Raw genomic sequence first — 13,664 nt, forward strand, 5'->3', positions numbered from 1 at the left:
GGGCGATGACCTGCTGGTAGGCATCGGCTAGCGCCTATCGGTTAGGTTCACGTTAGCCGTATGGGTGCGCTCGGCCCTGAGCGGCTGATCCTCGATCCTGAGCAGATCGGGGAGCGCGAACCCCAGTAAGCAGATGGTCGCCGAGGCCAATCCGCCGACGATGAAAATCCCCCGTACGCCAATGAACGCGCCTAGGAGTGCCGCCAGGCCTAGCCCGAGCGGTGCCGCCAGGCCCATCACGGTACTCAGCAGTGAAAGCACCCGACCCTGGAGTTGGTTCGGCACCTGCGACTGAATGAGCGCAATCAGTGGCGCATTGCCAGTTGAAAACGTCACCCCGCTCAGGGTCCACCAGAATACGGCGAGCCAGAAGAGCGAACTGGGCATCAGGGCAGTGAAAGCGACGGTGACGCATGAGATCGCGAACGAGAGCAAGATAGTCACAATACGACGCTTGAAGAGCGGCACGGCAGCGATGAGCGCGCCGCCGACGATAATTCCGATCCCAGCCAGCCCCTCCATCAGGGCTACCTCATTCACACCGCCACCAAAATGATCCTTGACCAGCAGCGGGGTAAGCGTGAAGGTAGGCATGATCGTCAGCACGACCAGGGCCACCAGCCCGTAGAGCATCAAGAGGCCGCGGTTGTGGACGATGACGTGCGCCCCGCCGAGAAAGTCGGTCCACAGACCACCACGCTGAGCCACGTTGCGCGGCGCCTGGGGGATACGATAGACTAGCAGCGGGACGATCCCGAACAGTGCGGTAACGACATCTATCAACAGCGCACCCTCGAAGGGCAAGAAGGCTAACAACAACGCCCCCAGAGGTGCGGCGGCAATTGTCATCACCCCCTGGAGCATCTGGTTGAGCCCGGCCACCCGGCTGAGCCAAGCGGTGGGGACGAGCATCGCCGTGCTTGCTGCTGCCGCCGGAGCCTGAAACGCTTGCATGCTACTACGAATGAACATCATCACGTAGAGGTGCCAGAGCTGGATTTGATCGCTCTGGAAGAGCCAGACCAGCCCGAGCATACAGGCGGCCGAGATGACATCGGCAACGATCATGAGCATCCGGCGGCTGTAACGGTCGGCCAGAATGCCGCCGAGGGGACCAAGCAGCGCCTGCGGCAGCAACGCCATCACGCCTGCAATGGACAGGGCGGTCGTCGAGCCGGTATTGAGCGTGATCCACCAGAGCAAAACAAACTGGGTCAGCGCGCTGCCAGTTAACGAGAGCGCCTGGCCAAGCCAAATGCTCCAGAAACGGAGTTGCCACGGCTCACTCAACGCGGGATCGGGAGCCGACGATGCAAGGTCGTGCTGGGGCTGCATAAGCCTCCATGAGAACTGGTCGCCCATGATTGAATAGATTATCTATATTGACAATCTATATTTGATTATAAGCTTGTTGCGATAGATTGTCAACTCTGATAGAATATCATTTTGATCTGGATTGCCGAGAACCACGAGCGACAGCAGGAGACCGATGGGGAGAAAGAGCATTGCCGAAGCGCGGCGAGCAGAGATCCTGGCAGCCTTTGAGCGCTGCATCGGGCGTTACGGCATTGATGTCGCCCTTGATCGCATTGCCGAAGAAGCCGGGGTGCAGCGCAGCCTGATCAGGCACTACCTGGGCAACCGCGACGAAGTCGTCATGCAGCTGGTCGTACGGATTGCCGAAGAGTACCCGCGCAAGGTCGCTGCACAGATGGATCTGGCAGTGGAGCGCGGGGGCGCGGGCATCCTTGAGGTTTTCTTTGGCCATGACATGATCAAGCCGACCGACGTTGAAGCGCTCAATGCGGTGCTCAATGCGCCGCCGGAGCGCTACCCGCAGGCGCGTGATCTAGTCGCCCAGGCCTGCGAGGCTATCGTAACCCAGGCGACAGCTGGGCTGGCGCGCCTCTACCCTCAGGCTCCGCAGGCGCATTGCCGTGCGGTCGCGTACAGCCTCTTCTGTATGGCAATGGCGCACGACGATTTTCGTTGGCTTGGCCTTGATGCCCGTTACAATGAGATGGTTCGTGAGCAAGCTGCGCAGTTGATCAATGCACTTGGGGGTTGACATGCTCCTGGCCGCAGACGTGCTGCAGATCAACCGGCGGGACCGAGGCGGACACACCATCATTCATAGGGGGCTCCTTATCGCACGCCCCCCACACCGCGCCACGGGCGCGGTACGCCGCCGCTACGGCTGCGCATTGTAAGGATATCCAGCGGTTTCGTGAACGCTCGGTTGTTACTCACTCATACCGCGTACCACCCAAATGGGCTGAACCATGCCCCCGTTTGTGGCGAACGGCCCATGTATGGTAATGGAATGGAAATATGATGCTGTTACCATTGCTTGAAAGACAAGAGTCTTTTGATACACGTTAGTACGCATGAGAAACCATCGACAGGTTGTAAGTTATCCAAAGGGGCTAATCATGAATCCCGCTTCATCTCGTTCCCCACGTTCAAGATTTATCCGCTGGATCCTAATCCTCTCGATTCTACTGAGTAGCTTCCTCACAGCTTTTGTGATCGCGACGCTTCACGCCTCCTCGTCACATATGCACGTCGTAGCAGAATCGCCTGTTGAGAGAGTTGTTGATCACCGGCCTGACATCGGTACGATTGAACCACATCGTCGCATCTCCCTTTGGCCTTTTTCCAGCGCCACCAATGCCTCTGCGTTGCAACAGACTCAGGCTATGACGATGACCATTACCGAGACGGGCTTTGAGCCTGCGTATGTCCGGATTGACAAAGATACGTATCTCTCCTGGGTGAATACAACGACGGAGACCCTTCAGTTGGCGGTGACACCGGCCAGCTATAAGGTTTATCTTCCACTCCTCTATCAAGGTGGATCAGAGGCCAGATCACTCCTTGACGCGCACGATCATAGTTGGAAAAGACCTAAGCAAGAACCTTTGTGGGTGAGTGGCCCCATTCCACCACAAGGTGCGGTAACGTTCCCGTTTACGATGACTGGTACGTTCACCATCGAAGTTCCTGGTTTGCCATTTGAGGCGATGATTACGGTTGTAGAACCGGAGTCACCGTTAACTCCAACACCTACTTCTACCCCAGTTCCAACACCTGCACCTCCACGTCCGGAGCCACCGGCACCACGCCCAACAGTACCTCCATATCCGGAGCCACCTCCGTTCAGAGCGGGGAGCTAGACGCAATACCTTGCAAATAAGGCGGCTATTTTGACGCAAAGGCGCAAAGGTTTTTGCGTAGGTGAGCGTAACCCTTCGCGTCTTCGCGTCTTCGCGTGAGCTTATTTGAAAAGTATTGGAGCTAGACGCCGTGCTGCGTGGCGAGAATCGTATCCGTTCAGGGTGGGGCAATTGCCTCACTTCTGAGTTGCGAGAAATCACATGATCCGGCATATTCCTCCTATCAGAACGGAGCCGACCACGCCCTGCTGCCAGGATGTGCCTTGACGCCACAGCGAGCCTGGCGGCAGGGGTGGGTGAGGTGCGCTACCGTGCAGGCGTGATGCTCCAGTTGCCGTCGCCGCGCACCTCCCAGAGGCAAGGCCCGCGCTCGAAGCGCACGACGGCAGTGCCACTCGCATGCCCAATCGTGTTTTGAGCTAGGTGGTCACGGTCAGCACAGCGGAGCCAGACGACGAAGTTGCGTTGCCCATCATGGCTGAAGGCGTAGGGCTGCGGCCCTTGCGCGGGCGGGGTGAAGAGCGGGCTCACTGCGTCGCCGCGCCCACTGAAGCTCACGGCCCTGTTGTCGAAGCCGACCGCGCTGATCTGCACGGTCCAGGCACCGTCAGCCTGCACGCCGAGATACACCCGATCTCCGGGCGCTCCTGTGAGCAGGGTCGTGCCATTGTAGGCCCCAATCGTATTCGCCAGCAGTTCTTCGGACCCGCTGCTCGGGTAGGCCCAGACAATGAAGTTGCGTTGACCATCGTGGCTGAAGGTGATCTGGGTGAAATGGGCGGGCAGGGCGAACTCTGCGGTCACCTGCTGGCCGCTGCCACTGAAGCTGATCGGCTGGGTTGGGGCGGCGTTGGCCCGTACTTCGGTGCCTAGCAGGCCGAGCAGCACGGCGTTCGGGCCGATGTCGGGGTGAAGTTCGAAGCGGCGACGCTCGAAGAATTGCACCGTATACGGACGACCTTCCAGTTCTATCGTGAACGCGCCGGTTACCGGGAGGCCGAAGCGCTCGAGGCCGCCGTTGGTGCGCCAGTAGCTGTGGAAGGCCCCACAGACCTGGTGACCAGTCTCGGCAAAGGCGGCGCAGCCCGGCTCGGCAGTTGTGGTGGAACCAGGCTGCCAGGGTGTCCCCATTTGCGCCAGGCGTTCGACCCCCAGGCGCCCTGTTGTGACGCGGCCATCCGGTTGGATCTCGAGCCGGTCACGTTCGAACCACTGGGCCTGGAGGGGCTGGCCCTCGACCAGTTCAACGCTCTGCGGAGTGATCGGCAGCCCAAAGACGGGTAATCCGCCGCCGCGCTCCCAGTAGGTACGCATCGCGCCGCTGATGCACAGATTCGTCTCAGCAAAGCAGCGTTCGCCCGCCTGGGCAGTCGCGGGTGCGGCGGGGATGGCGGCCAGGGCGATGAAGGCAACCAGGATCAGACAAAGCGTTGCGATGAGACGTTGCATGGTATCCTCCTGTGTGGGTGCAGATGGCGATCACCTGCCTGCATTTAGTCTACTGATGTGACCGTGCGCAAATACGCACACGCATCACCTGCTTGGCCTTGATTGAACATGAGAGAGAAGTACGCCACTTGCGTCGTACCATCCCTCCGCGCTGATGGTGCGCTAGGCGGCAGGTCGCGGACACGCCATCCATTGCACTATGCTCATGCAGGCTTGCCCTGGTGGGCGACGCGACCACCGCATCGTGCGATGATAGATCAGCGATCATTGATTCTATCGAGCCAGCGAGCGCAAGCGCGGCGTAACCCGTGCTACGCCTAGGGCGATTGCATCTTCCGTGTATGCACCCCACCAGGGCACCCGCAAGGGGTGCCCCTACACCGGGCCCGCCCCCACCCCGGTACGGGCACCCGCAAGGGGTGCCCCTACACCGGGCCCGCCCCCACCTTTCAGGTATACAGTTTTTTGCTACGCCGCTTTCTGATGCGGTGGAGCAGCAGACGGAGCAGAATCGGAAGTGTCAAGACTTTTTGGCATAGGTTCGGGAAGAAGCGCCATTGGCGGGAGCGAGCGACCGTGAATCAAGGCGACCAACAAGAGGAGCCGTCCGCGATGAAAGCAACTGATGCGGCGCGGTTGAGGTGTGTCGTCATCGCGTTTGCGTTGATGGGCAATGTGTTGCGGCGAGAGACGTTCCAGGTTCGGTTCGGGGGTGGTACCTTCATCGTACACGCCCATGCTGACCACCACCAGCGTGGCGACGGCCATGGCGAGCCAGATGCGTTCGGCACGGGCCGGGTCGGTCATCCGGGTCTCTTCCCAATGCCATCCGCCCCGCTTCATGTCCTTACAACTGCACTCAATCCACGCCCGCAGGCGATACCACGCCACATCGGCCGCATCGGGTTCCACGTCGGTGAGAATCAGCCACGGATCGGCATACTGGGCGTCCCAGCGGGCCAGCAGGGGCCATGTCACCTGGCGCTCCTTGGTGGCAAAGCAGACGACGCGACCGTTCCAGCCGGAACCGCCCTTGGTGACCGCCGTGCTGAGCCCTTTGAACTCCTGCTCCTCAATCAGACGATCCTTGCCCTGCCGGTTGATGCGCAGGTACGGATGCCAACTCAGACCCACAATTGTGGCGTAGAGCCATTGGGCATACCAGCCCCGGTCAGCCATGACGATTACCTTCCACGTGCCGGCAACACTGCCCTCAAGGTGCTTGAACAAGGCTTCCCAATACGGTCGCCACGCACCTTTGGCCGTCGCACACACGATCTTCCATGCCACCGGAGCAGAGTGCCCCACCTGCCACGGCATTTACTATCAGCCAAACCGAACTCGAAAGCCTCCAGGAAGCAAGTGCAAACGAGGCGGAGACGCTCGTGGCGCGGTTACAAGCCAGTGGAGCCGATGCCCCAACCGCCGGCCTGTTTGCCGAATTGCTGAGCAATCCACGCGACTCGGCAATCTGTCAGGCGATCAATCGCACCCAGAATGAGGCCGAAGAACAAACCCTGACTTTCACGATTTTGAGCAATCACCACGGCTTCTGGCTGATGCAGACGACGGCTGACGGCGCATTGAACTGCCAACCCGCAGCGGCGGCGGATCTGCGGGCGGCGTTGGCTCAGGTCGCGGATCGGTTGCATGAAAAGTACTAAAGCTAATTGGGATGTACAATACCTTCGCCAATTATCCGGCTCCTGACTCAGGGGGAAGCGGATGGATACGCCCAAGCCCTGTGACCTGCGCCAGAAGCCGACGCAATAAACCCGGCTCTGGTTTTTCCGGAAGGAGTTTAATCACTTCTTCCGCATAGCAAAGCCCACGATAGTGGGTTTTGAGATCGAGCACGCTGGCGTTTGGGTCAATCCGACGACGATCACGCACGAGGCGACGACTCAGGTTAACCATGAAGAAGGCCAGGTTCATCGCATTGGCGACGGCGGCTTCTTTCACCACCATGAAGTCCTCCAAGCCCCAGTATTGCTTGGCATCGCGAAACACAAACTCGATTTGGAACCGCAGTTGGTAGTACTCACGGAGGAGATCCCAGGCCAGCGTACGGTCACTGCTGAAGAGGTAGATATGGGCCTGTTTGCCCGTCGTCAGCTGGCGTTTCACGATCACCACTACGTTCAACGGTTGGTCAAACGTTTCATGGCGTGCCTCAACCTGATAGATGCGTGTCTCCACGTGGTCTTCCACCGTGGTCTGTTTCAGGAAGCGCTCCGGGATCGCAGTCGGATCGATCCGCTCACCATGGATTCGACGGGGGCCATGGCCGGCATACGGGCCATCGTACGGATAGAACAACGCCGAGTCACTGCGCAGTTTGGAAATCATCTGCAAGCCCAGCCGACGGGCCATCAGCACGGCATTCTGGTTACCAAAATGCCCATCCAACACCAGAGAGGTCACGCGGAGGTACGGACGGATACGGGCCAGCAAACCCTGGATCATGGCGCTGATACGGGTATGCTCTGCATTCAGCGGCGCATCGGCCTTGGCCTGCGTACTGCTCCCCTTGGGACGCCCTGGTTTCCGTTTCGCTGCGGGCGGAGTCGGGGGCGACGATCTCGCAGGGTCGCGCAGCACCTGCTCCACCTGCACCGGAAAGGCCTGCCGTTCACGGCAACTGACCAGGGCCAACGCGAAGAGCGAGACCCCCGGTACGGGTTTGCCAAAGATGCTGGAGAAGAAGCGAACCACGCCGTAGATCTCCGTGCCCGCTTTGGTCACGACACATTCATCCCCAACCAGCAAGACTTCCTCGTCAGGTGCCAGCAAGTGGGTCTGGACGAAGACCCAGAGCATCGTCGCCCAGGGCAAGGCGCTATGAAAGAAACGCTGGATGGTGCGATAGCTGCCACCGGTTCCCGTCCAACGCGAGATTCCCAGCATCGTTACGCGCCCCGTCATCGCCAGCATCGCCAGCGCAATTCGGCTCAATTGGCGAATCGTGGTCATCTTGAGGGTACCGGACAGGCAGGAGAGCAATGGTAGAATAGTGTCCATGGCTTGTGTGGTTTTCCGTTGTGTGCGTTTGAACACCCCAACGGTACCACAGAAGCCCCTTTCGTTCGCGGTCAGTTTTGGCGAAGGTATTGGATGTAAGTACTAGACATGGCTAAGCGGAAAATCTGCGTAGCCGCAACTAATACAGTAGGGCACCCTACACACCGCTGTCGAACACACAGAAGGAACCGCTTCAATGAGTGTCTACGATTCAATGATTAGCCTTGACGTCGATCTCGCCGATAGCACGGTTCAAACCCTGAACAGTTGCTATGCCAGCATCGAAGCCGAACTCAATGCCATGCTCAGTGCGTCCGAGCAGGTCGTGGCAACCTGGGAAGGCAACAGCCGGGTGCAGTACGAAGCCCAATGGCAGGCGACACAAACTCAACTGCGGCAACTCTTGGATGAACTGAACCGCCTGAGCCAAGGACTGAGCCGTGCCTCCGCACACTTCCGCGATGTTGGGGCCAGTTTTGGGTAGCCTCTACCTCGTTTGAGGCGAAGGCGCAAAGGTCTTGTGGAGCGCGTCTGGACGCCAAGCGAGTGACTAGAGGCATGAACTTGAAACAGTATCTAGCGAAGGAACCCCTATGCCCTTGATTAGCCTCGATCCCGATCAAGCCGACCAGTGTGCGGCGCGCTTTACCACGGCGCAACAAGAATTGGCCGACCGCCTAAACCAGATGAGCAGCGCCTCCGAGACATTGCTGGCAACGTGGCGCGGGCAGAGTAGCACCCGGTATGCCGCAGCGTGGGCTTCGCAGCAGCAACGCATGCAGGCCATCCTCACAGACCTAAACGACCTGAGTCAGGGTTTGCGTACCGAGGCCGAAGAGTTCCGGCAAGCCGATCAGATGTACGGAGCCTAGCATTTCTTTCATGGGTTGAGGAGAAACCTTGCATGAGCAGCCAACTACGGGTTGATACAGATCTGCTTCGCGCTACCGCCCAACAATTTCAGCGGTCTAACCAGACCTTGGCTGCCGAAGTTGCCCGTGCAGAGCAGGCCATGCTCGCGATGCAACAAAGTTTGTGGCGTGGACGGCACCGTAGTGCTGCCGAAGCGGTTTGGGACGCGCTGCGGGTTCATATCAACCCAACCCATGACAATCTCACGACCATGGTCAGTCGCCTTGAGCGGGCGGCGAATGCCTATGATGAGGCGGCTCGCGTGTTTGGGCAAGGCAGTGGGTTTGGGACAGGCGCCGTGACTCAGGCATGGCCGAATGGTCTAGCCCCAAGTGTTATCACCGGCTTGATTGGACTTGGGATCCAAGTAGGCAAAGGCTTTCTTGAGATACGCGATGGGCTTGGCACAATTCAAGCCCTCAATGCCCTAAAAAAGCTCGATTTCTCGAAAGGCACAACGTATGCCAAGCAGATTGTTGTGCGTGGCCCACACGACGCTAAAATTGCTGGCTTTCTCAAACCCAATTTGACTCATTTTAAGGCAACATTTGGAGCTTACGCCAAACAAGTTTTTAAGGGTGCTGGTGATGTCACGAAGGGTGCAGCGATTCTCACAGCCATCACCAGTGGGGCCGAAAACGGTTTTAACAATTGGCAAACCTACAAAGATGATAGTCAAGCGGTTCAGAAAACCGTGGTTGCCACAACTATTGATACAGCTGTCGAGACGGGATTTGTCGCCGGCGGGACATATGTTGGTGCAACGCTTGGTGGGGCAGCCCTTGGGACAGCACTAGGAGCCGTTTCGGGTGGGGTTGCCGCCCCGCTTGGGATTGCGCTTGGTACCCATGTGGGTGGCATGATCGGGGGGCTTGCCGGTGGATGGGCTGCCGACGTCTTCATGGGTACAGATTTTTACAAGGATAACCGCGAGAGTGCGGTTACTGGTGGGGCAAATATGATTGACTCGGTTGGAAAAGCAGTTGGTGATGCAGCGCAGAGCGCTGGACAACACCTGCAACAAGCTGGTGAATCACTCGCGCAGGCGACTCAACAAGCAGCCCAACAGGTTGAATCAGCAGTCAATGAGGCAATTGGCGGTTTGGTGAATATGTTTCGGTGGTAACCCTGCACAATCAAGGCTAAAACGATGACGAGCACACTGCGTCTTTCGATTGAGGAACTTGCCCTGGCCTTTTCGCTCACTGGACAAGACCAAGTCGCCCATGCGTTCTTGGTCAGTAGTTTTGGGACTGAGCTGAGTCAAGCCGAGGTACGCGGCAAACTCAGTGCAGCCAGTCATACGTTGCTCGGTCAACAACTGATTGCCCTTGATGATGTGGGCAATCTCCTGGTATCGCCGGTGCTTGATGAAGTTGCGACCGTGTTGACCGCCACCCAACGCACCATTCGCTTCTCGCTCTCGATCCCAGAAGGTCAACGCCTCCTTTCGTACCACGCCACCACGAATGGGTTTTATGAGCACTGGGTTGATCAAGGCGTGACCCATGTCATCACCCTTGTTACGCCAGCCGCACTCTTTGAAGCAGCCCCCATCTTCTTCAACCTCGATGCCTATCCCCAGATGCCGGATCTGTCCGGGAAGATCACGAATACGCTGCTGCGCCAAGCTCTACGCTGCACGGACGTTGCCACAGCAAAGCGCCTGTTGCAGACCGCCGAACTGCCAGACAACGTGCTTGACGCCTTGAGCGCAACAGTCGTGGCGACCGTGGCGGTTGGCGATGTGCTTGATGTGCGGCCCAGCCCAAGCGGAACGCCTGAGGCCAATCAAGGGCTGTTGCTGCTCTTTGGGCAAGAACACTACTGGATCTTCCAGCCCCAACCGCAAGCCGATGATTTGATGCTAACCCTGCTGCCAAGTACAACCCCGGTATTGCATACCGCGCTTGAGCAACTGCTTGCGAGCGCGTAACGCCCAAACCAACACGATACCCGCCACGCGAACCAAACCCAAGAGAGCACACACCTATGCCAAGCATGATCCGCGTTGACACCGATCACCTCCGGGCCGTTGCACGCCAGATGCGTACCAGTGCAGACCAGATCAGCACCAATAGCCTGAGCACCTGTTAAATGTCAACTAGATTTGCCGTTCTGCCTCCCACGGGTTGCGCAACGAGCTTCGCCCTGATTGCGCCAACGCCATCGCATCCCTGATACTCCTGTATAGCAGGATCTTCCTGCCCGCTTGCAGGAGGGTGCGATGGGCACCGAGCACCCACCGTCCGTGACGATTCAGACGACCCCCGAGGAGCAGCCGTCAATTCCGGCCTGGTTGGCCGAAGTCGTGCTTCTGGTTCAGTACGGCACGCAGCATGGCTTGCTGGCGGCGATCCGCGACCATGTGCGGTTGGCGCGAGGACGTGCGGGCACGTTCGATGTGATCGACTTCGTTGCCATCCTGCTCGGCTCTGCGGTCAGTGCTGAAGCGACGCTCGAAGCCTTCTCTGATCGGCTGGCCCCGTTTGCGCAGCCGGTGCTGGCGCTCTTCGGGCGCGCACAGGTGCCGCATCGTTCCAGCCTCAGCCGGTTCCTCGCCGCCATTGACCCGCCCTGCCTGGAGGCCCTGCGTCAGCAATTTCAGGCCGATCTGCTCCAGCACGGCATCACCGACGACGCCGTTGGTGGATTCTGGGATGTCCAGGGAACCCCGCTCGTCGTCTTCGACATCGATGGCACGCGCCAAGCGGCGCGGCAGCGTGCGCTCGCGCACGACGCCACCCTGCCCGTCGCGCAACGGCGCATGGATGCGGTCTGCGCCCCAGGCTATCCCGGTCGCAAACGCGGCGAAGTCGTGCGTACCCGCACCACGGTGTTGCAGGCGCATACCCAGGAGTGGCTCGGTACCTTCGGTAACCCTGGCAACGGCGACGACGCCCTGGAGCTTGAAGCTGGCTGTCGCGCCATCACGGCGTACTGCGCCGCACGCCAGATCCCACCAGCCCACGCCCTGATTCGGCTCGACGGTTTGTATGGAACCCTGGGCCTGCTGGCCCGCATCCAGCCCTTCCAGCTCGGCTTCTTGACGCGCGGGCGCGACGATCAGGTGCTTGACCACCCAACGGTTCAGGCCCGCTTGCAGCAGCCTGCAGATGCGACGGTGCCCCACCTGGCGAGCCAGGTGCAGCGTGAGCTCTTTGATGTCGGCTTCATCGCTGACTGGCTGCCCGAGCAGCCTGGCGTGGTCGTGACCTATCGTGTGCTGGTGACCCGGCGAGCGGCGCCGGCAGATCACGCCCAGATCACGGTGGGCAAGCTGCGCGACGCGCACGTCGACGAACTGTCGCTGACGTCACGTCCGGCGCACAGCCTGCCCGCCACGACCGTGCTCGAGCTTTCCCAGCATCGCGGCGTCTTCGAGCAGGTCTTGAGCGACGAAGACACGGAGCAGGACCCTAACCGTTGGTGCTCCCACACCCCCTGCGGCCAGGAGTTCTGGCAGATCCGCTGCCAGTGGGTCTGGAACATCCGCCTGCGGCTCGGGCGCATCACCCAGCCTCAGCCACTCCGCTGGACGACCTGAGAGCTGGAACACGACCCCGTCGCGACGACGACCGACCCTGCGGCACGCGTGCCTGCATCGACGGAGTCTGCCGCCACGCCCCCGGCAGCGGCGATGGTCACGCCGGAAGTGGCCCCCAGTCCACGGGCATCCACGCCGCCCCCGCCGTCGTCGGCATGCGTGCCGACGCCACCAACTCCCAGTGATCTCGTGCCGATCTACGGCCCGTTGGAGCTTGCGCAACCGTGGGCCAAGGCGCGTCGTCGCTTTTCATCGCACGACGTTCAGCTCCAGGAGGACGACATGCTGATCTGCCCTGCCGGGAAGGTCGTGCGTCCCCGTGAGCGGCGCACCCTGGAGAACGGTGACCTCCGGGTGCTCTATGCCGCCAAAGCTCACGATTGCCGCACGTGTCCTCAGGCAGGCGACTGTCTGGGCCAGGGCGCGTCTGGCGCGCAACCACGGCGGGTCAGTGGCGTGCGTCACCGCACGGGCTGGCACCTGCCGCCCCCAACGCCCACCGCGGCGGTACCACCATCCGTGGCGGAGCCGCAGCCGGGCGAGCCGGAGTGCCGCCGCGTGCAGTGGGGCGACTGCGGTGGCCGTCGCGTGCGGCGTGAGCTGGTCGCGCAGCTCCGCCGTCAGCAGGTGACGCTCACCGTGCAGGAATCGACGAGCGCACCGGAACCGGCTCCAGCGAAGCCAGCGGTCAGCACGAAGGCCGAACGCGCCCATCGCCGCCGCAGGTGGGCAAGCCGCCTGGCCGGTAATGCACGCAAGTCTACCGCTGCGCACTGGCGGATTACCTTGCCTGGCGTGCCTCTCGCGCTCGCGGACGCACTTGGCCTCTCCTCAGCCGGAGCAGCATGAAGCTCGTTGCGCAACCCGTGGGATGCGGGCGGCAAATCTAGTTGACATTTAACACCCGCCGACCACCCGCAGGGCGCCCGCACCGGCGAGCCGCGCCCGCTGAGCCCGGAGGAGGCGCGTGTTGGGTAACATTTCCCGCGAAAACCAGACGACACCACCACACAAACCGCCGGTGGTTGCGGAGCAGTGGGTCTTTGGCCCCGGCCTGCCAGCTGCCGGCCTCCGGCTGGACCGTACGGCCTATCGCCGCCAGGAGCGTACGCTTCGCAGGATCGCGCTGGGAGCTTCCCAGCGCATCACCCAGGCCCGGCTGGAGACCTTGCTCAGGGAAGGTCAGCCGAACGAAGGAGGGAAGAACAACCACACACGCCCGGAAGTCTGATCGCCCGTGCGGCCCGTGCCCTCTGCCCGGCCGCGCCACCCCAACCGCCGGGGTGGGTCAAAAGCAACCCGGCGATCTGGGTCAAAAATAAACCGGCCTTGACACCACCCCGGTACGGGCACCCGCAAGGGGTTCCCCACCCCGGTACGGGCACCCCCACCCCGGTACGGGCACCCCTTGCGGGTGCCCCACCCCTTTTGGGATACTGCTGGTTTATTCGTACTCTGCGGGCCTGTGGTGTACCATGGCCCCATCTGCGAAGGATGAAACACGAACTTACCGTTCGCTTATTTCTTGAGGTGATTCGGACAAATGCTCAACCAGCCGC

At 60.5% G+C, this 13,664-nt stretch carries 13 protein-coding genes; 9 read left to right on the plus strand and 4 right to left on the minus strand.

Going from position 1 to position 13,664, the window contains the following annotated elements; translation table 11 throughout:
• Positions 1-27 precede the first annotated feature (27 nt).
• A complete protein-coding gene (locus tag EYB53_RS21110) occupies positions 28-1,335 on the minus strand; it encodes an MFS transporter (RefSeq protein WP_135480761.1) in 1,308 nt (435 codons plus the stop codon).
• 154 nt (positions 1,336-1,489) lie between these two features.
• Here EYB53_RS21110 and EYB53_RS21115 point away from each other — a divergent pair, with 154 nt between their 5' ends.
• Entirely contained in the window at positions 1,490-2,068 is a 579-nt protein-coding gene (locus tag EYB53_RS21115; RefSeq protein ID WP_135480763.1) for a TetR/AcrR family transcriptional regulator, read from the plus strand.
• 1,414 nt (positions 2,069-3,482) lie between these two features.
• Here EYB53_RS21115 and EYB53_RS21120 read toward each other — a convergent pair.
• Together EYB53_RS21120 and EYB53_RS21125 are read right to left on the minus strand one after the other, a co-directional pair.
• Complete coding sequence (locus EYB53_RS21120; protein WP_135480766.1) at positions 3,483-4,625, minus strand: hypothetical protein; 1,143 nt, start codon at positions 4,623-4,625, stop codon at positions 3,483-3,485.
• Positions 4,626-5,093: 468 nt separating this feature from the next.
• Positions 5,094-5,945 (minus strand): transposase, encoded by an 852-nt coding sequence (locus tag EYB53_RS21125; RefSeq protein ID WP_254151174.1) that lies wholly within the window; start codon positions 5,943-5,945, stop codon positions 5,094-5,096.
• On the opposite strand from EYB53_RS21125, the gene EYB53_RS21130 reads away from it, so the two are divergent.
• Entirely contained in the window at positions 5,909-6,289 is a 381-nt protein-coding gene (locus EYB53_RS21130) for an ESX secretion-associated protein EspG (protein ID WP_135480769.1), read from the plus strand. The genes EYB53_RS21125 and EYB53_RS21130 overlap by 37 nt on opposite strands.
• A 31-nt stretch (positions 6,290-6,320) precedes the next feature.
• On the opposite strand, the gene EYB53_RS21135 is transcribed toward EYB53_RS21130, so the two are convergent.
• Positions 6,321-7,646, minus strand: a complete 1,326-nt coding sequence (locus tag EYB53_RS21135; RefSeq protein ID WP_135480772.1) for a transposase — start codon at positions 7,644-7,646, stop codon at positions 6,321-6,323.
• 196 nt (positions 7,647-7,842) lie between these two features.
• Here EYB53_RS21135 and EYB53_RS21140 point away from each other — a divergent pair, with 196 nt between their 5' ends.
• The 7 genes from EYB53_RS21140 to EYB53_RS21170 all read left to right on the plus strand — a co-directional run bounded on the left by EYB53_RS21140 (position 7,843) and on the right by EYB53_RS21170 (position 13,336).
• Entirely contained in the window at positions 7,843-8,130 is a 288-nt protein-coding gene (locus tag EYB53_RS21140; protein WP_135480774.1) for a WXG100 family type VII secretion target, read from the plus strand.
• Positions 8,131-8,239: 109 nt separating this feature from the next.
• Complete coding sequence (locus EYB53_RS21145; RefSeq protein ID WP_135480776.1) at positions 8,240-8,518, plus strand: WXG100 family type VII secretion target; 279 nt, start codon at positions 8,240-8,242, stop codon at positions 8,516-8,518.
• 32 nt (positions 8,519-8,550) lie between these two features.
• Positions 8,551-9,684: a WXG100 family type VII secretion target gene (locus tag EYB53_RS21150; protein WP_135480778.1), complete on the plus strand. Its 1,134-nt coding sequence runs from the start codon at positions 8,551-8,553 to the stop codon at positions 9,682-9,684.
• Between the two features lie 24 nt (positions 9,685-9,708).
• Positions 9,709-10,494 (plus strand): YfjC family protein, encoded by a 786-nt coding sequence (locus EYB53_RS21155; RefSeq protein ID WP_135480780.1) that lies wholly within the window; start codon positions 9,709-9,711, stop codon positions 10,492-10,494.
• Between the two features lie 315 nt (positions 10,495-10,809).
• Positions 10,810-12,105 (plus strand): hypothetical protein, encoded by a 1,296-nt coding sequence (locus EYB53_RS21160; RefSeq protein WP_209949627.1) that lies wholly within the window; start codon positions 10,810-10,812, stop codon positions 12,103-12,105.
• A gap of 588 nt (positions 12,106-12,693) precedes the next feature.
• Positions 12,694-12,954 (plus strand): hypothetical protein, encoded by a 261-nt coding sequence (locus EYB53_RS21165; protein WP_135480785.1) that lies wholly within the window; start codon positions 12,694-12,696, stop codon positions 12,952-12,954.
• 121 nt (positions 12,955-13,075) lie between these two features.
• Positions 13,076-13,336 carry a hypothetical protein gene (locus tag EYB53_RS21170; protein WP_135480787.1) on the plus strand — a complete coding sequence of 87 codons (261 nt, stop codon included), beginning with the start codon at positions 13,076-13,078 and terminating at the stop codon, positions 13,334-13,336.
• Positions 13,337-13,664 lie beyond the last annotated feature (328 nt).

This window comes from Candidatus Chloroploca mongolica (assembly GCF_004762035.2).
Lineage (GTDB): Bacteria > Chloroflexota > Chloroflexia > Chloroflexales > Chloroflexaceae > Chloroploca > Chloroploca mongolica.